The sequence below is a fragment of the Geobacter pickeringii genome (assembly GCF_000817955.1).
GTDB classification, from domain to species: domain Bacteria; phylum Desulfobacterota; class Desulfuromonadia; order Geobacterales; family Geobacteraceae; genus Geobacter; species Geobacter pickeringii.
Genome location: NZ_CP009788.1, coordinates 2845373 through 2862571 on the forward strand (window position 1 = coordinate 2845373; position 17199 = coordinate 2862571).

The 17199-nt window shown below is 64.9% G+C and carries 17 protein-coding genes and 1 riboswitch; of the genes, 12 read left to right on the forward strand and 5 right to left on the reverse strand.

Features of this window, described 5'->3' with window-relative positions:
- Positions 1-3: 3 nt before the first annotated feature.
- From GPICK_RS12820 to GPICK_RS12835, 4 genes are all read right to left on the reverse strand, one after another.
- Positions 4-759 carry a hypothetical protein gene (locus tag GPICK_RS12820; RefSeq protein WP_144400094.1) on the reverse strand — a complete coding sequence of 252 codons (756 nt, stop codon included), beginning with the start codon at positions 757-759 and terminating at the stop codon, positions 4-6.
- Between the two features lie 30 nt (positions 760-789).
- Entirely contained in the window at positions 790-1212 is a 423-nt protein-coding gene (locus GPICK_RS12825; protein ID WP_236685560.1) for a cytochrome C, read from the reverse strand.
- An 85-nt stretch (positions 1213-1297) separates the two neighbouring features.
- Positions 1298-2560 (reverse strand): hypothetical protein, encoded by a 1263-nt coding sequence (locus tag GPICK_RS12830; protein ID WP_236685561.1) that lies wholly within the window; start codon positions 2558-2560, stop codon positions 1298-1300.
- A 94-nt stretch (positions 2561-2654) separates the two neighbouring features.
- Positions 2655-3563, reverse strand: coding sequence for a cytochrome c (locus GPICK_RS12835; RefSeq protein WP_039743847.1), 909 nt, complete (start codon positions 3561-3563; stop codon positions 2655-2657).
- 264 nt (positions 3564-3827) lie between these two features.
- On the opposite strand from GPICK_RS12835, the gene GPICK_RS12840 reads away from it, so the two are divergent.
- Positions 3828-4148 carry a hypothetical protein gene (locus GPICK_RS12840; RefSeq protein WP_039743849.1) on the forward strand — a complete coding sequence of 107 codons (321 nt, stop codon included), beginning with the start codon at positions 3828-3830 and terminating at the stop codon, positions 4146-4148.
- Positions 4149-4150: 2 nt separating this feature from the next.
- Here the strand turns inward: GPICK_RS12840 and GPICK_RS12845 are convergent, their stop codons facing one another.
- Complete coding sequence (locus tag GPICK_RS12845) at positions 4151-5047, reverse strand: SDR family oxidoreductase (RefSeq protein WP_039745757.1); 897 nt, start codon at positions 5045-5047, stop codon at positions 4151-4153.
- 248 nt (positions 5048-5295) lie between these two features.
- Between GPICK_RS12845 and GPICK_RS17585 the strand changes: the two genes are divergently transcribed.
- From GPICK_RS17585 to GPICK_RS12895, 11 genes are all read left to right on the forward strand, one after another.
- Entirely contained in the window at positions 5296-5463 is a 168-nt protein-coding gene (locus GPICK_RS17585; protein ID WP_144400095.1) for a hypothetical protein, read from the forward strand.
- Positions 5464-5622: 159 nt separating this feature from the next.
- The gene (locus GPICK_RS12850; protein ID WP_039743851.1) at positions 5623-6429 is read left to right on the forward strand and encodes a transporter substrate-binding domain-containing protein; all 807 of its coding nucleotides are present in this window, start codon (positions 5623-5625) and stop codon (positions 6427-6429) included.
- Positions 6430-6436: 7 nt separating this feature from the next.
- The gene (locus GPICK_RS12855) at positions 6437-7231 is read left to right on the forward strand and encodes an amino acid ABC transporter permease (RefSeq protein ID WP_236685562.1); all 795 of its coding nucleotides are present in this window, start codon (positions 6437-6439) and stop codon (positions 7229-7231) included.
- Complete coding sequence (locus tag GPICK_RS12860) at positions 7221-7952, forward strand: amino acid ABC transporter ATP-binding protein (RefSeq protein ID WP_039743852.1); 732 nt, start codon at positions 7221-7223, stop codon at positions 7950-7952. The genes GPICK_RS12855 and GPICK_RS12860 overlap by 11 nt, the downstream gene beginning before the upstream one ends.
- 1 nt (position 7953) lies before the next feature.
- Positions 7954-9348, forward strand: coding sequence for an MATE family efflux transporter (locus GPICK_RS12865; RefSeq protein ID WP_039743854.1), 1395 nt, complete (start codon positions 7954-7956; stop codon positions 9346-9348).
- 30 nt (positions 9349-9378) lie between these two features.
- Positions 9379-10443, forward strand: coding sequence for a pyruvate dehydrogenase (acetyl-transferring) E1 component subunit alpha (gene pdhA / locus GPICK_RS12870; protein WP_039743856.1), 1065 nt, complete (start codon positions 9379-9381; stop codon positions 10441-10443).
- Positions 10444-10456: 13 nt separating this feature from the next.
- A complete protein-coding gene (locus tag GPICK_RS12875; RefSeq protein WP_039743857.1) occupies positions 10457-11419 on the forward strand; it encodes an alpha-ketoacid dehydrogenase subunit beta in 963 nt (320 codons plus the stop codon).
- A gap of 11 nt (positions 11420-11430) precedes the next feature.
- Complete coding sequence (locus GPICK_RS12880; protein ID WP_039743858.1) at positions 11431-12597, forward strand: dihydrolipoamide acetyltransferase family protein; 1167 nt, start codon at positions 11431-11433, stop codon at positions 12595-12597.
- A 254-nt stretch (positions 12598-12851) separates the two neighbouring features.
- A complete protein-coding gene (locus GPICK_RS12885) occupies positions 12852-13565 on the forward strand; it encodes an FKBP-type peptidyl-prolyl cis-trans isomerase N-terminal domain-containing protein (protein ID WP_039743859.1) in 714 nt (237 codons plus the stop codon).
- A 235-nt stretch (positions 13566-13800) separates the two neighbouring features.
- Positions 13801-13880, forward strand: a riboswitch (cyclic di-GMP riboswitch).
- A 170-nt stretch (positions 13881-14050) separates the two neighbouring features.
- Positions 14051-16501, forward strand: a complete 2451-nt coding sequence (locus GPICK_RS12890; RefSeq protein ID WP_039743861.1) for a multicopper oxidase domain-containing protein — start codon at positions 14051-14053, stop codon at positions 16499-16501.
- Between the two features lie 78 nt (positions 16502-16579).
- The gene (locus tag GPICK_RS12895) at positions 16580-17179 is read left to right on the forward strand and encodes a PEP-CTERM sorting domain-containing protein (protein ID WP_039743863.1); all 600 of its coding nucleotides are present in this window, start codon (positions 16580-16582) and stop codon (positions 17177-17179) included.
- Positions 17180-17199 lie beyond the last annotated feature (20 nt).

Consider the following 17199-nt stretch of genomic DNA (forward strand, 5'->3'; position numbering starts at 1 on the left):
CGCCTACTTGTGACAGACCGCGCAATCACGCACGACCACAATCTGGAAGATGCCCGTGGCGGGATCCAGCGTGACGTCATGGCAGCCGCCGCTGATCTTGAAACAGGTGTAGCGACTCGTGATCGTCTGAGAGTGATGGACGTTGGCGGTGGCTCCCTGATTATGGCAATAGCTGCAGGTATCGGCCGGCTTGTTCGCCTCGGTGAAGATATACGCGAGGGCATCGTGATTCCGGGGCAGAGTTGGGCTGTGGCGGTTATGGATTGAGCCGGACTTGACCCGGACGATAAAGGCAGCGCGCGCCGCCGAGTACAGGGAAAACTGCGGCGCGGCCGAGTTCTGGGCATAGAATTGCTGATAGAAGCCGACCGACAGCTGGGCGAGATTCTGGGGGTTGAGGGCAACGCCACCGTGGCAGGAATAGCAGCCGGCGGGATATTTGACCGGGTCGACGATGTGGCAGTCGAGGCACGCCGGCCCGGTGGCTCCTCCGCCGGCACCGAGGAAGCTGCTCCCGTGGCAGACGCGGCACTGGATCAACTCCTCCGTGCTGAGCATCGCGCTGAAGGTTGCCTGGGTGGCCGACGAAATCGTGCGGAAGGTGACAAGCTCGAGGATTTTCTTTGGATGCGTCGCGACCCAGGTACACTCATGGGCGTTGACCGACGACGGCGCACCTGAGTTCGGCGCATTGAGACCCCCGCCGCATCCGGTCAGCGTCACGGCACACAGAAGCAGGATCGCGATTCGCATCGGCATGGTCCTCATCTCCATTGAGTCATGTCCCTCTTACCCGTGACACGGACGGCAGGTCTCGGCAGTACGGGGGCTGCCGTGACAACGGAAGCAGGAGGTGGGGTCGAGACGGCCGTCGATCCGGTGGCGGGAGAGGTAATCCCCCCGGTGCTGCACCCGGCGGTAGTTCTCCGTCTCGTTCTTGATGGAGGGTTTAAGCTCGGTGCGCGTGACATGACAGTCGTTGCAGAAGCTCTGCTCGTGGCAGAGGGCGCAGATCCGCTGGTCCTGGTAGGCGACGAGGCGGTGGAAATCGGTGAAGAGCGGCGTGTGGTTGTACCGTTCGAAGTCCACCGGCTCCTTCTTGTAGCCATGGCACTTGGTGCAGAACTCCCGCCGCTCTCCCAGGTCGTAGATGGGGGGGTGCTTGACAGGAAGGCGGTAGCGCCCCGCCCCCGCGCACGAGACGAGCAGCACGCAGACGGCTCCTCCGCAAACAAATTTCAGAATCGTTCCAAACTCCATGCAAGGTACTCCAGGACGGCACACCGGGCCGGCAGGGTCATTTCCCGAACTGATAAGAAGCGGCAAGGGTGCCGCGGTAGTCTTTGTCGAAGTAGGGATCGCGGCTGAAATCAAGGGAGAGCTTCACGTTGAGCGCCCGGTCGAAAAACTTCCGCCCCATCCCCGCCGAGGCGAAAAAGGCCGATCCCTTGCCGTAGATCTCTTCGTCGTAGCTGACATACATCACGTCGCCGGTGACGAAGAAGGGGGCGATGTCCCAATAGGCGTATGCCCGGCCCAGGTAATAGCGGTTCTCGGCCCGGTCTCCGTCGACCCGCCCCACCTCGGCACCGATCTCGGAAAAGATCCGCCGGCGCACGGTGGCCAGGGCGGTATACATGTCGGCGCTGCCGAAGCGCCGGTCATACTCGTAGTGCTTGTAGCGCCCCCCCACTTCGATGTTCTCCGCCGGGTACCAGAACACCTCGCAGCCGGCGATCGTCACCTTGTCCCCCAACTGGGAGACGAAGCGGAACGGCTTGGCACCGCCGGCCCGGCCGTTCAGGTAGTCGGCGTAACGGTATTTCTGGATAAAGGGGCGCAGCTCGAAGGCGGCGATCGGAATCCTCGCCTCGTAGGAGTGCTCGCCAAAACCGTGGGTGATCAGGTTGAAGGTGGAGTGCCCCAGCAAGGTCATATTGGCCGGCAGGAGCAGGGAAACGTCGGTGCCGAGGAGCTCCTCGTCGGCGGTGCCGTTGTTGGCCGTGCGCTTGTAGGAAACTCCCACGTCATACCGGCCGGGAAGCGCGTGGACCACCCGGGCGCCGACGATGCTGTCGCCCCGCCTTCCCGCCGTATCTTCCAGATTCAGGGGGGAACCGGCGTAAGCGGAAACGGTGACGGTCGGGATGATGTCGGTCTTGACGTAGGCACCGTCAAGGCTCTCCCGTGTCACCCCCTCAAAGACGTACTGCCTGCCGAGCCGGACCTGCCAGTCGCGGTTCGGATCGAGGTATTCAAGGTAGGCGTAGAGGAGCTCGCCGGCGGTCGTGTTGGTGGCGTAGTTGTCGCGGAGGTTGGCCCTTCCCCAGCCGTAGGCATGCAGGGAGAGCCCCGGCGTCCGGATGTTGCCGTAGTCGAGCCGCAGGAACTCATAGGCGGGAAGGAGGGAGCGCGTCTGCCCCCCCCGCTCGTCGCGCTCCAGATGGCGGACAATGGTATCGGAGCTGAGGCCAAGCTCCATCGCCGGCGCCAGGGACGGCCAGGCCATGAGAAGGGCGAGAACCCAGAACGGTATGGCACGGCCTCGATAAAACGTCACGCACTACCCCTCGTCATGGTCACTGCAACGAAAACCCGCGCCCCCCCTCCCGCGTGGTTCGGGAAAGGGGGGCGCGGCAAGGCGGAAGTCGGCATCAGCGCTGACGCACCGGCGGATTATGGGGATCCTGGTGGCACGTCAGACACTTGGGGAACCGCTCATGGAGCTGCTTGCTGTGGGGCAGCCCGTGGCAGTCGGTGCATTGCGGAATGAAACCGTGCTTCGTATGGCATGCGGCGCAGTTTACCTTGCCGTGGCGGCTCGGACTCTTGGACCAGGTGGCGTAGACCTTGTCATGGCAGGAGCCGCAGGTGCGGGCGCCGGCATCCTTGGTATAGCGGATCTGTTTCGGCATGTGGACCGGATGGCATTCGCTCGCGCAGCTCTTGAAATCCTGCCCTTCGTAGTGGGGCTTGTGGCACATGCTGCACGACGGAATCAGGCCGTGGGCCGTGTGGCAGTCGGCACAGGAGAGGCTGGAATGCTTGCTCGGATATTTCTTGAGATCCTCCGGCGGTCCGGCGTGGCATCCGGCACATGACGAGAGGAGCTTCTGGCTCATCGGAACCTTGGCCGCGGCGTGGGGGTTCTGGTGGCACGCCGCGCATTCGGTGAACGACGGCCCGTGGGGAAGCGTGTGGCACGAGGCGCACTTGGGCATGATGTCGGCCCAGTTCCCCTTGTTCGGGTTGTAGCTGTGGAAGGTCTTGTGGCAGTTCTGGCAGTGGAAGGTATGGCGGCCGCCGTCGTTCTTGATCCCCTGATAGACGCCGGGATGGCACTGACCGCACTGGGTCACGGTCAGGGGAGGAGGCTCCGCGGCATAGAGGTCGGGCTGCTTCGCGATCTGGACCGTCGCCACGGGAGGACGGTCCTTTTTCGCCGGAGAACGCTCCGCGGCGGAAGGTGCCCCTTCGGCGAGGAAGAGCCCGCCCACCAGCGACAACAGGATGGCGACAATGCCGAGATGGATCCCTGATTTTTTCTTTACTGATCGATTCATCGGTCGATTCCCTCTGCCTGAATTCAATTTCATGTCGGGCGCAACGCGGTCATTTAACGGCGCAATCCAGCGAATTGGCGCATATTAATAACGTTTACACGCTTCTCTGTCAATTGCAAATCGGCTTCCGATTACTTCAGTATACCGGCAACCTATCATGAAACCTGACAAATTTGATTTTTCTCCGCGAAAAGCGATTAAAGAAATTGGCGGCCCGGCCGAAAAGAGGAGTAATAGTCGCACTACCGTCCCTGATAGGTGAACATGTCGATCGACTCGCTCTACAATCGAGTTCTGAGCTACTTTGAGGGAGAGCTCTCTTCTGCCAGAAAGCGCCTGGAGGAAGGGGGGTTCCCGAACTTCAAGGAGCAGGTGCTGGCTGCCCGCAGGATAGCCGAGGCGCTGGCGCTCCTCGCCCCCTATTCGCGGCGCGACCAGCGCGCCCGGCGCCTGACGAGAAGCGGTGAGGCGCTGATCGGAGAACTCATGTCGGTGCGAGAGGTAATCCGCAGGAAAAGCGCCTCGGCGGCGCGGCAGACGCTCCTCATCTCGCAGGTCATGTCCGGCAAGGAATACCTCCAGTAATCCTACGCCTCCCCCCTCTTCTCCCCCGCCGGCGCCACGCTGGCCCTCACCCCTTCCTCCAGAGTCGGATACCGCAGCGTCACCCCCAGCTTTTCCCGCATCCTGCGGTTGTCCATCCGTCGCGATTCGGTGACGTACGACAGCATCAGCGGCGTCATCACTTGGCGCGCCTCCTCCAGGGTCACCTGCCGGGGACGGGGAAACCCCAGAGCGTCGGCGCAGACGTTGAAGTATTCGGTCATGGTGCCGGGATGGCCGTCGCTCACGTTGTAGATGTCCCCCCCCTCTCCCCGTTCGGCGGCGGCAATGCAGACCCGCGCCAGGTCCTCGGAGTGGATCCGGTTCGTGAACCGGGCCTCGCTCTCCCGCAGGACCGGCTGGCCGCTCGCCAGGTGCTGGAGCGGGAGCCGCCCCGGGCCGTAGATCCCGGTGACCCGCAGAACCACAACCGCCACCCCACGCTCCTCGCCCCAGGTGCGCAGGACCGTTTCGGCATCGAGGCGCCGCTTCCCCCGGGCGGTCTGGGGATTGGCCGGCGTCTCCTCCGTGACCGGCTCATCGCCGCAATCGCCGTAAACGCCGCTGGTGCTGATGTAGACCACCTTCCGGGGCTCGTTCCCCGGCGCCACCGCCGCACAGAAATTCCTCACCCGCGGATCGATGTTCCCGCCGCCGGGGGGAGGCGCGAAGTAAAAGAGCACTCCCCCACCCGTCGGAAGGTCGACCAGGGTCTCCGGATCGTCAAGAGTCCCCTCCACCGTGGCGATGCCGAGCCCCCGAAGGTGGGCCGCACTCTCCTCCGAACGCGCCAGGGCGGTCACCGTCCCTCCCTGGTCCATGGCGAGCCGCGCCACCTTCCTGCCGATATCGCCGCAACCGATGATAAACACCCGTTCCATCACCATCCCTCCACGCTCCGAACTCACTCCCGGCGACGCCACTCGTCCCCCCTCAGGGGGGGAGCGCGCATCCGGACTGCCACCGTACATACCACCCGCGGGAAGAGGGTGTCAAGATGTGGCGGGAGCCGCGGCGTCCGGCACGGCCAGCCATCGCCCCGTCGCCCCCGGAGCAGACCGCGGCTTGACACCCCCCCTTCCCGCGCTAGACTTTCAACTCACACCCCTCCAGGAAAGGAGACACAACGATGGCCTGTTCACCGGAATCCCACCTGATGCACATGTGCGCCCTCAAAGCCCAGGGGGCGGAAGACGACATTGCCTGCCTCTCCGCCTCGCCGACCGTGAAATGCGGCAACTGCGGCGCCCTGGCCAACTCCCCCGACAACGTCTGCAACCCCGTCCCCCTCGACTGACGGGAAGAAGCCGCCTTCGTTGATTCCACGGCCCGTGACGCCAATCACGGGCCTCTTTTTTGCCCTCGCCGCCCGATTGACAACCGTGCCGGCAGGGCTAGAATTTTCTTGCCCTTATCCGTCTCGCACCGGGAACATTCACCGCAAGGAGGGATTTTCATGAACCGCATCCGCCGTTTCCTCGCCGCCGGAGGGCTTCTCGTCCTTCTCGCAGCCCTGGCCATGATCGCCCCCACCGCCCGCGCCGCTGACCGTGACACCCTCGTCGTCGGGATGGAGCTCGCCTATCCCCCCTTCGAGATGACCGACACCGCCGGGAAGCCCACCGGGGTGAGCGTGGAAATCGCCACCGAGCTCGGCAGGTATCTCGGCAAGAAGGTCGTCATCCAGAACATCGCCTTCGACGGCCTGATCCCGGCCCTGAAGACCGGCAAGATCGATCTGATCATCTCCTCCATGACCGCCAACGAGGAGCGGGCCAAATCCATCGACTTCTCCGAGCCGTATCTCAGCACCGGCCTCTGCCTCCTCCTGAAGAAGGATTCGACGGTCAAGACCATCCGGGACCTGGACCAGCCGGACCACACCGTGGCGGTGAAGAAGGGGACCACCGGCCACGCCTACGCCGGCAAGCAGATCAAGCGGGCGAGCCTGCTGGTGCTCGACAAGGAGGCGGCGGCGGTGCTGGAGGTGGTGCAGGGGAAGGCCGATGCCTTCATCTATGACCAGATGTCCACCTACCAGAACTGGCAGAAGAACCAGGCCACCACCCGCGCCATCCTGGAGCCGTTCCAGAAAGAGTCGTGGGCCGTCGGCATCCGCAAGGGGAACGACGACCTGAAGAAAAAGGTGAACGCCTTTTTGAAGGATTTCCGCAGGAAAGGGGGCTTCGAGCGACTCGGCGACAAGTACCTGAAGGAGCAGAAGGACGCGTTCAGGAAACTCGGCTATCCGTTCTACCTCTAGCGTCCCCGTGCTGACCCGCCTCTTCTTCGCCCCCCATGACGGCCGGGAGGGACGCGACATCCCCCTCCCGGCCCGCATCGCCGGCTCGCTCGCGGCATTTCTCCTCGTGACGCTTGTCTTCGCCTACGCCTTCCACTCCCTCCAGTACCACTGGGGGTGGGAGTCGGTCTACGCCTACCGGCTGAAATTCGTCAAGGGGTGGCTCATGACCCTCGCCATCTCGGCGGCGGCCCTCACCCTGTCGCTCCTCATCGGCCTCTTCTTCGCCCTGGCCCGCCGGAGCCGCTTTCTGCCGCTACGGTACCTCGGCACCATCTACATCGAAGCGATCCGCGGAACGCCGCTGCTCGTCCAGATTCTCGTCTTCTTCTACGTGGTGGCCGACGCCTTCGGAATCGAGAACCGCTACCTCGTGGGGGTGATGACGCTGTCGCTCTTCGCCGGGGCCTATATCTCGGAGATCATCCGGGCGGGGATCGAAGGGGTGGGGGAATCGCAGCTGGAATCGGCCCGGGCCATCGGTCTGACGAAGAGCCAGATCTACCGCCACGTGATCTTCCCCCAGGCGTTCCGGCAGACCCTTCCGCCGCTGGCGGGGCAGTTCGCCTCCCTCATCAAGGACTCGTCGCTGCTCTCCATCATCGCCGTGAGCGAGTTCACCCTCAACGCCCAGGAGGTGAACGCCTTCACCTACAGCACCCTGGAGAGCTACCTCCCCCTGGCGGTGGGGTACCTCATCCTCACCCTGCCGGTGTCGCTCCTCTCCCGCTGGCTGGAAAAGAAGTACCGCTATGCGACTTAGGCTCTCCGGCATCACGAAGCGGTTCGGGGGGCACGCGGCGCTGGACGCCCTCTCGCTGGAGCCCGTCGACTTCAAGGCCCTCGCCGTCATCGGACCCTCCGGCGGGGGGAAGACGACGCTCCTGCGGGTCATCGGTGGGCTCATCACGCCGGACGAGGGAGAGCTGGAGATCGACGGGGAGCGGATCGCCTTCGCCGAAGAGAGCCTCCTGGCCCACCGGCGGCGGATCGGCACGGTCTTCCAGGCCTACAACCTCTTTCCCCACCTCTCGGCCATCGACAACATCACCCTCCCCCTCGTGAAGGTCCACGGCTTCGCCCCGGAGGCGGCCCGGGCCGAGGCCGGGGCGCTCCTGGCCCGCTTCCACCTCGCCCCCCACGGCGAGAAGAAGCCGGCCCAGCTCTCGGGGGGACAGCAGCAGCGGGTGGCGCTGGCCCGGGCCATCGCCATCCGTCCCCGCTTCCTCCTCCTCGACGAGCCGACCTCGGCCCTCGACCCGGAGATGACCGCCGAGGTCCTCGACCTGATCGGCGAGCTGCGCACCGAGGGGCGCGACCTCATCATGGCGACCCACCACATGGGATTCGCCCGGAGCGTGGCCGACCAGTGCATCTTCGTCTGCGACGGCGGCATCGCCGAGGCGGGGCCGGCAGCGGAACTCTTCGCCCATCCCCGGAGCGAAACGCTGCGGAACTTTCTGGCCAAGGTCCTCAAATACTGAAATGCACCGTCCCCTCGACCTCATCACCGACCCGATCCCGAAACTCCTGACCCGGCTCACCGTGCCGGTGGCGACCGGCTTTTTCTTCAACACCATGTTCAACGTGGTGGACACCTTTTACGGCGGACTCATCTCCACCCAGGCACTGGCGGCCCTCTCCCTCTCCTTCCCACTCTTCTTCATCATCCTCGCCGTGGGGGCCGGCACCTCCATGGGGGCTACGGCGCTGATCGGTCACGCCCTGGGCGCCGACAAACAGGAGGAGGCCGAGCTCTACGCGGCCCAGGCCATCGCCTTCACCCTGCTCCACGCGGCGCTCCTCACGGCGGCGGGGTTCGCGGCGTCCCCGGCGCTCTTCCGGCTCCTCGGCGCCTCGGGGGAGTATCTCTCTCTGGCCCTGGAGTACATGAATGTCATGTTCGGCGGCACCCTCTTCTTCCTCGCCAACTACGCCCTGAACGCCATGCTCAACGCCAGCGGCGACACGAAGAGCTTTCGCAACTTTCTTGTGATCGGGTTCTTCCTCAACCTCGGCCTCGATCCGTGGTTCCTTTACGGGGGTGCCGGCGTGCCGGCCCTGGGGCTTGCCGGCATCGCCCTCGCCACGGTGGCGGTCCAGGCCCTCGGAACCCTCTACCTGCTGCGGCGGGTAGTGCGGACAGGGCTCCTCTCCCGCCGCACCTGGCAGCTCCTCATGCCCCAGCGGGAGCCGTTCCGGCGGCTCATGGGCCAGGGGTTCCCTGCCAGCCTCAACATGATGACCGTGGCCCTCGGAATCTTTGTCATCACCTGGTTCGCCGGGCGGTTCAGCAAGGAGGCGGTGGCGGCCTACGGCATCGGCACCCGCATCGAGCAGATCGCCCTCCTCCCGGCCATGGGGCTCAACGTCGCAGTCCTCTCCCTGACGGCCCAGAACTTCGGCGCCGGCAGGCTCGGCCGGGTGCAGGAGACAGTGCGGACGGCGTTTCGCGTCGGCCAGCTCATGATGCTCGCGGGGACGGCCCTGGTCTTCTTGCTGGCCGGACCGCTCATGGGGCTCTTCACCCGGGATGCCGGGGTGGTGACGGCGGGGGTGCAGCTCCTGCGGGTCGAGTCGCTGGTGCTCGGCGCCTACGTAATCCTCTACGTTAACAACTCGGCCCTCCAAGGGCTCCAGCGGCCGGCTTTTGCCCTCTGGATCGGCCTCTTCCGCCAGATCGCCGCGCCGGTGCCGGTCTTCTGGCTCCTCTCCTTCGGGCTCGGCTGGGGGCTTCCCGGCATCTGGTGGGGGGTCTTTCTCGTCACCTGGAGCGCGGCGGCGATCTCAGTCATCTACACCCGCCGGATCCTGCGGCTGCTGGTGGCGGAAGCCGACGCGGCCCTCGCGCAAAACGGCAACGGAGCCGCCGCCCCTTGACTCCACGCCGGCGCCCGCTACCATTAAGGCATGCCCGAATCGACCCTCGCCACCTTCTCCGTCAAACGCCTGGAGATCATCGACCAGAACGGGAACGCCGACGAGGCACTTCTTCCTTCCCTCTCCGGCGATGAGCTCCGGCGGCTCTACTATCTCCTTCTCCTCACCCGCACCTTCGACGGCCGCGCCCTGGCCCTGCAGCGCGAAGGGCGGATCGGCACCTACCCGTCGGTCCTCGGCCAAGAGGCGGCCCAGGTGGGAAGCGCCTTCGCCATCGCCCGGGAGGAGTGGGTCTTTCCTGCCTTCCGCGAGATGGGAGCGCTCTTCACCCTCGGCTACCCCATCCACCAGCTCTTCCAGTACTGGGGCGGGGATGAGCGGGGTCTGCGCACCCCCGACGGCATGAACATCTTCCCGATTTGCGTCTCCGTCGGCACCCACCTCCCCCACGCAGCCGGTGCGGCGCTGGCAGCCCGCACCCGGGGCGACCGGACCGCGGTGGTCGCCTACTTCGGCGACGGCGCCACCTCCAAGGGGGACTTCCACGAGGCGTTCAACCTGGCCGGGGTCTTCCGGCTGCCGGTGGTCTTCATCTGCCAGAACAACCAGTGGGCCATCTCCATCCCCCTCGCGGCCCAGACTGCCTCCCCAACCCTTGCCCAGAAGGCGCTCGCCTACGGTTTCGACGGCATCCAGGTGGACGGCAACGACGTTCTCGCCGTCTACCGCGCCACGCGGGAGGCGCTGGAGAAGGCCCGCAGCGGCGGCGGTCCCACCTTCATCGAGTGCCTCACCTACCGCATGGCTGACCACACCACCGCCGACGACGCCAGCCGCTACCGTCCCCCCGAGGAGGTGGCGGCGTGGCGGGAGCGCGATCCGCTGCTCCGCTTCGAACGGTTCCTGGCCAGACGGGGGCTCTGGAACGAGGAGTACGCTGCCGAGCTGAAGGGAAAGGCGGAAGGGGAGATCGACGAGGCGGTGCGGCGCTTCGAGGCGGTGCCGCCGCCGGAGCCGGGGGGGATGTTCGATTTCGTCGGCGCGGAGTTGAGTTCGCGGCAGAGACGACAGCGGGAAGAAGTCACCACATTCTGATCGGATCCAATCCATGACCCAACTGAACATGGTCCAGGCAATAAACCTTGCCCTCCGGGAGGAGATGGCGCGGGACGACCGGGTGGTGCTCCTCGGCGAGGACGTGGGAAAGGACGGCGGGGTCTTCCGGATCACGGAAGGACTCTTCGAGCAGTTCGGCCCCGACCGGGTGATCGACACGCCGCTCTCGGAATCGGCCATCGTCGGCGCGGCGGTGGGGATGGCGGCCTACGGGCTGCGGCCGGTGGCGGAGATCCAGTTCATGGGGTTCATCTACCCGGCCGTGGACCAGCTCTTCGCCCACGCCGCCCGCATCCGCACCCGCTCCCGGGGACGCTTCGCCGCGCCGCTCGTGGTCCGCACCCCCTACGGCGGCGGGATCAAGGCGCCGGAACTCCACGAGGAGAGCACCGAGGCCTTCTTCTGCCACATGCCGGGGATCAAGGTGGTGGTCCCTTCGGGACCGTACAGTGCCAAAGGGCTGCTGCTGGCCGCCATCCGCGACCCCGACCCGGTGCTCTTCCTGGAGCCGACCCGCCTCTACCGGATGGTGAAGGAGGAGGTGCCGGAAGGGGAGTACACCATCCCCCTCGGCCGGGCCCGCATCGCCCGGCCGGGGAGCGCCGTGACCGTGGTCGCCTGGGGGAGCATGCTCCAGCGGACCCTGAAAGCGGTGGAGGGGTACGACGCCGAAGTTATCGACCCGCAGACCCTTTCCCCCTTCGACGGGGAAACGCTGCTGACGTCGGTGGAAAAGACCGGCCGGCTCGTGATCGTCCACGAGGCCCCCCGGACCTGCGGACTCGGCGCCGAGATCGCCGCCACCGTGGCCGAAGAGGCGATCCTCCACCTCCGGGGGCCGGTGCTCCGCGTCGCCGGTCCCGACGTGCCGGTGCCGCTGGCGAAGCTCGTGGACCACTACCTGCCGTCGCCGGAGCGGATTCAAGCCGCATTGGATGAGGTTTTACGCTACTGAGGAGGGTTTCGATGCCGTTTGACTTCAAACTCCCCGATCTCGGCGAAGGGATCACCGAGGCGGAGCTGCGGCGCTGGCTGGTGAAAGAGGGAGAGAGCGTCCGCGAACACCAGCCGGTGGCCGAGGTAGAGACCGACAAGGCGGTCGTGGAGGTCCCCTCTCCCCGGCCCGGGACGGTGGGGCGCCTTGCCCGCCGTGAGGGGGAAACGGTGCGGGTGGGGGAGACGCTCCTTACCATCATCGAGGAGGGAGCGGCTCCCGCGGCGGAACGGCCGAAGTCGGTGGGGATCGTCGGCGAACTCCCCGAGGCGGAGGAGGAGCACGAAATCCTCGCCTCGCCGCTGGTTCGGAAGCTCGCCCGGGAGCGGGGAATCGACCTGCGCGAGGTCCGGGGGAACGGCCCCCGGGGGAGCATCACGCCGGAGGATCTGGAGCGCGTGCCGGCTCTCGCCAGGACCGCCACGGAAACCTTCGGCCCCACGGAACGGATTCCCCTGCGGGGGGTGCGCCGGGCCATCGCGCGCAACGTCATCGCCTCCCAGCGGAACACCGCCTCCGTCACCGGCATGGAAGAGGCCGACATCACCGAACTGTGGGAGCTGCGGGAGCGGGAGCAGCAGGCGGTGGAGGGGCGGGGCGCCCACCTCACCTTCCTCCCCTTCTTCATCAAGGCGGCCCAGCACGCCCTGCGGGAGCACCCCTGGCTCAACGCCGCCATCGACGACGGGGCCGGGGAGATCGTCCTCAAGAAGCACTACCACTTCGGCATCGCCGTGGAGACCCCCGACGGCCTCATGGTGCCGGTGATCCGGGACGTGGAGAAGAAGAGCGTCATCGAGTTGGCGGCGGAGGTTCAGGAACTGGGCAAGAAAGCCCGGGAGCGGACCATCGCGCTGGACGAAATGCGGGGAAGCACCTTCACCCTCACCAACTACGGCCATTTCGGCGGCGTCTTCGCCACCCCCATCATCAACTGGCCCGACGTGGCGATCCTCGGCTTCGGCCGCATCGCCGACCGCCCCTGGGTCCACCGGGGCCAGATCGCCATCCGCAAGATTCTCCCCCTCTCCCTCACCTTCGACCACCGGGTGACCGACGGAGCCGACGCGGCCGCATTTCTCATGAAAGTTGTCCGCTACCTGGAGGACCCGGCGCTTCTCTTCATCGAGAGCATCTGATCACTCGCGGGTTCAGGTCACTTCCCCCTGGCCGGCCGGCGTCACCTTCGGACCTGAAGTTTGCCCCGACCGTCGGATTACCTTACAGTCAGCCAGGGATAACTATTCAACAAATCGTTATTTTTTGTTGCAAGACTTTAAAAAACTTTTAATTCGTCTCCTTGCAATAAATTTTTTTACGCTACAATTACCACTACACCACGGACGCCATCTTCACCTGCAAAAGACAGGCGACACACTGAAAGGAATCCCGGATGAAGCATCTCGCCATCGGCACAGTCGCCGCTGTTCTCGCTTTCGGCCCGTGCTGGGCCGGAGAGAAGAAAGAGCTGACCGCCGAACAGGACAGGATCAGCTACAGCATCGGCTATCAGGTTGGAAGCGATTTCAGACAACAAGGGGTCGACCTCACCCCCGAGGTGGTGCTGCAGGGGATCACCGACGGGCTCAAGGAGACGAAGTCCGCCATCCCCCTCGACGAGATGCGCACCATTCTTGTGGACCTGAAGAAGAAAATGGCGGCCGGGCAGGAAGAGCAGAAGAAACGGCTTGCAGCGAGGTATCGCGACGATGCCCGTAAATTTCTGGCGGAGAACGCCCGCAAGGACGGGGTGCGGAGCCTGGAGAACGGCCTGCAGTACACGGTCGTGAAGGAAGGGACCGGCCGCAAGCCGACCCTGAAGGATTCCGTCACGGTCAACTACCGCGCCACGCTGGCTGACGGCACCGAATTCGACAGCACCTATCGCGACAGGAAGCCGCGGAGCTTCCCGCTCGACAAGATCATTCCCGGCCTGCAGGAAGCGCTCCCCCTCATGGGTGAAGGGGCCACGTGGCAGCTTTTCCTCCCCCCGCAACTCGCCTTCGATGAGCGGGGGCCGCTGGCCGACCGGGTTGTCATCTACGAGATCGAACTGATTTCCGTGCAGCCCCCGACGCAGGAACCGGCGGCACCGTCCCCGCAATGACCGCGGCGGCGGACCTCAGAGACGGCAGTTCTCATGAAAAAACAGATAGTTGTCAAGTCTTTCGATGGATGGGCTCCGTTTTCGTCGGAGCAGCTTACACAACCTGATGACGCGCCGCTCGTCATCAAGTGATTCCATCGAGTTACAACGTGGCACCGTATTTGCCGTTTTCACTTAATTGACTACAACTCCGGCAATGGACGTTCCCCGCCCATTGCCTTGAAAAGAAACCCAAATCCAGAAAAGCCAAACCCGTTGCGAAGCGGGGACGGAAAGCCACGGATCTTCCGCCAGGAAGACAGCCGGGTTGCCGAAGGATGCTCCATCCCCAGGCGATCCGGCTTTTTTTATCCCGACGGATGACCGGCGAAACGGGAAGAAACGTTTCTCCCCTTTGGGGAACCATCAATGACGCCAAGGAGGTGACTCGTCCAAAGAACGTGAACAAGCCACTCCCAGTCCGATCGAAAGGAGGAACCAACCACATGATTATCAAGACTGCATCACTGAAGACCATGTTTGCTCTGGGAATTGGCCTGCTCGTTCTGCAGGGCAACTCCTCCGCCGCGCCTGTTCCCGGCGGGACGCTGGACCCCACGACAATTCCGAAGTACGTGACCCCCCTCGTCATTCCGCCGGTGATGCCGAAGAGCACCACTCAGCCCGGCGCCCCGGCAGCCGATTACAACATCGCGGTCCGGCAGTTCAAGCAGCAGATCCTCCCCACCGGCTACGGCGCCAGCACCGTCTGGAGCTACGGTCGGGCCCAGGATGTCCTGCCGGCGAACTTCACGGCTCCGGCCCCCCTGGCGAACAACATCTCCTTCAACTATCCGGCCTTCACGGTGGAGAATACTTCCGGAGCCCCGACCTCGGTGCGGTGGATCAACGACCTCGTGGACGCCAACGGCAACTACCTCCCCCACCTCTTTGCCATCGACCAGACCCTCCACTGGGCCAACCCGCCGGCAAAAGGGTGCAGCGACGGCACCAATCACACTGACTGCCGGACCATGAACCCGGCCCCCTATACCGGCCCGGTGCCGATGGTGACCCACGTCCACGGCTCCCACGTCAATGCCGAAAGCGACGGCTACCCCGAGGCGTGGTGGCTGCCGGCGGCGCAGAACATCCCCGCTGGCTACGCCAAGCGCGGCAGACTCTACGATCAGTACAACAGAACCAACGCCGTTCCCGGTTCGGCCTTCTTCACCTACGAGAACAACCAGCCGGCCACGACGATCTGGTACCATGACCACTCCCTCGGCATCACCCGGAGCAACGTCTATGCCGGTCCGGCCGGCTTCTGGCTGATCCGCGGCGGGGCCAACGGCGACGAGTTCGTGGACGACGGCACGACGGCGGCAGCGAACGATGGGAGACTCCCGGGGCCGGCACCCACCGCCAACGGCGGCGACCCGAACTTCGACCCCACGTTCCGGGCGACGATCCGCGAGATCCCGATCGTCGTTCAGGACCGCTCCTTCAACCTCGACGGCTCCCTCTTCTACCCGGCCAACCGGGCATTCTTCGAACGGCTCAGCCTGCCGGGGCAACCGCCCCAGTCCGGCTTCACCGGCATCCTCAACATCCCGTATATCCCGGTTTCGGACATCTCCCCCATCTGGAACCCCGAGGCGTTCTTTAACACCATGGTGGTCAACGGCTCCACCTGGCCGGTCTTCGAAGTGGCCCCCGCCCGCTATCGGTTCCGGCTTCTGGACGGCAGCAACTCCCGGACCCTGAACCTGGCGCTGTTCCAGATGAACGGCTTGGTGCAGGGGCCGGAAGTCCCCTTCTACCAGATCGGAGCGGACCAGGGATTCCTGCCCCAGGTGGTCAAGGTGCAGACCGGCTTTGCCACGCCGCTCCCCGGCAACGGCACGACCCCCGTCCCCGTTGCAGCCCCCAACCCCCAGTACGCCCTGCTCATGGGCCCGGCGGAACGGGCTGACGTCATCGTCGACTTCACCGGCATGGCCGACGGCACCATCATCCGGATGACCAACACCGCCCCCGACAACCCCTTCGGCGGCTTCCCGGACATTCCGGCCGACCCCGCCACCTCCGGCCAGGTGATGCAATTCGTGGTGAGAGCGGCCCTGACCCAGCCGTCCGATGCCCTGACCACGCCGCCCCAGAACCTGGTTCTTCCGGCGGAAGGCCCCCTCGGCGCCCCGGTCAAGGTCCGCCAGGTCACCCTGAACGAAGAGGAATCGACCCAGCTCTGCGTGAAGGTCGATGCCATCACCGGCAGCGTCACCACGATCTTCAATACCCCGGGACCCACCTTTGCAGCCACCTGCGCCGCGGCCGGCGGCATGCCGATGGCTCCCAAGGCGGCCAAGCTGGGGGTCTTCATGACCGATCCGGTCACCGGCGTCAAGACCATGAGCATGCCGATGATGTGGGCCGACGCCATCACGGAAACGCCGGCCGTTGGCGACACCGAGACGTGGGAGATCTACAACTTCACGGTGGACGGCCATCCGATCCACCTGCACCTGGTCCGCTTCGAGGTCATCGATCGGCAGCCGTTCAATGTTCTGACCTTTGCCACCACCGGCCCGGCGATCCCGCCGAAGCCGACCGAGCTTGGCTACAAGGATACCGTTATCGCCCTTCCGGGGATGATCACCCGCCTCAAGGCGAAGTTTGACCGGGCCGGCCTCTATGTCTGGCACTGCCACATCCTCGAGCATGAGGACAACGAGATGATGCGCCCCTACGTCGTCCGGTTCAATCTGAACATGCCGGACCTCAACGGCGACGGGAAGCTGACCATTGCCGACGTCCTGATCCTCCTGCGTCAGCTCGGCAGCAAGACGCCGTCAAAATTCGCATACGACCTGAACGGCGACGGCAAGGTCGACATCCTCGATGCCGTACTGCTGCTCAAGAAGGTTCTGGCGCAGCCCGCTCCTCCGATCATCTGAGAACCGGCACAGAAAAGTCATGCCCCGTCCCGCCTGCGGGAGGGACGGGGCATGAACCATCATGACAAGGAGGCCACGATGAAACGAACTCTTGCACTCGGCATGCTCTGCCTGCTGCTTGCCTGCGGGCAGGCCATGGCGGCAACAATCTCCTTCAATCCGCTTAACCAGAGCATCCAACTGGGGCAACAGGCCAGCATCGGCGTCGACCTGACCCTGGGCGCGGCAGAAACGCTTCAGGGATTTGCCCTGGACATCGCGTTCAATCCGGCAATCCTCACCAGCACCAACCCCAATCCGGACGACAACGTCTTTCTCAACCTGGGAACCTTCACCCCCGCGGTGGCCAACTACGTGGCGAATTTCTTCCAGGACCCCCTCGACCTCTCCCTCCATCTTGCGGGGGTCGGTCCCCTGGGGTCGGCAGCTGATCTCCTGACCGACGGCACCTTCACCATCGCCACCCTGACCTTTGCCGGCACGGGAGTTGGCACCAGCCCGGTCAATCTCCTCGGCACGAGCGAATATCTTCTCCTCGGCAACCTTGCCACCACCCCCTTCGCTCCCGCAAGCGCCAGCGTGACCGTGGCACCCGTCCCCGAGCCGGGCACCGTCATTCTGCTGGGGCTCGGGCTGGCAGGATTCTTCGCCTATCGGAAAAAGGTTTCCATCGGTTAATACCCCTTTCTTCAGAAAAA

Coding starts and splice junctions, on each gene's coding strand:
- GPICK_RS12820 (WP_144400094.1), bottom strand. CDS start 759: ATGCCGATGCGAATCGCGATCCTGCTTCTGTGTGCCGTGACGCTGACC.
- GPICK_RS12835 (WP_039743847.1), bottom strand. CDS start 3,563: ATGAATCGATCAGTAAAGAAAAAATCAGGGATCCATCTCGGCATTGTC.
- GPICK_RS12840 (WP_039743849.1), top strand. CDS start 3,828: ATGTCGATCGACTCGCTCTACAATCGAGTTCTGAGCTACTTTGAGGGA.
- GPICK_RS12845 (WP_039745757.1), bottom strand. CDS start 5,047: ATGGAACGGGTGTTTATCATCGGTTGCGGCGATATCGGCAGGAAGGTG.
- GPICK_RS17585 (WP_144400095.1), top strand. CDS start 5,296: ATGGCCTGTTCACCGGAATCCCACCTGATGCACATGTGCGCCCTCAAA.
- GPICK_RS12850 (WP_039743851.1), top strand. CDS start 5,623: ATGAACCGCATCCGCCGTTTCCTCGCCGCCGGAGGGCTTCTCGTCCTT.
- GPICK_RS12860 (WP_039743852.1), top strand. CDS start 7,221: ATGCGACTTAGGCTCTCCGGCATCACGAAGCGGTTCGGGGGGCACGCG.
- GPICK_RS12865 (WP_039743854.1), top strand. CDS start 7,954: ATGCACCGTCCCCTCGACCTCATCACCGACCCGATCCCGAAACTCCTG.
- pdhA (WP_039743856.1), top strand. CDS start 9,379: ATGCCCGAATCGACCCTCGCCACCTTCTCCGTCAAACGCCTGGAGATC.
- GPICK_RS12875 (WP_039743857.1), top strand. CDS start 10,457: ATGACCCAACTGAACATGGTCCAGGCAATAAACCTTGCCCTCCGGGAG.
- GPICK_RS12880 (WP_039743858.1), top strand. CDS start 11,431: ATGCCGTTTGACTTCAAACTCCCCGATCTCGGCGAAGGGATCACCGAG.
- GPICK_RS12885 (WP_039743859.1), top strand. CDS start 12,852: ATGAAGCATCTCGCCATCGGCACAGTCGCCGCTGTTCTCGCTTTCGGC.
- GPICK_RS12890 (WP_039743861.1), top strand. CDS start 14,051: ATGATTATCAAGACTGCATCACTGAAGACCATGTTTGCTCTGGGAATT.
- GPICK_RS12895 (WP_039743863.1), top strand. CDS start 16,580: ATGAAACGAACTCTTGCACTCGGCATGCTCTGCCTGCTGCTTGCCTGC.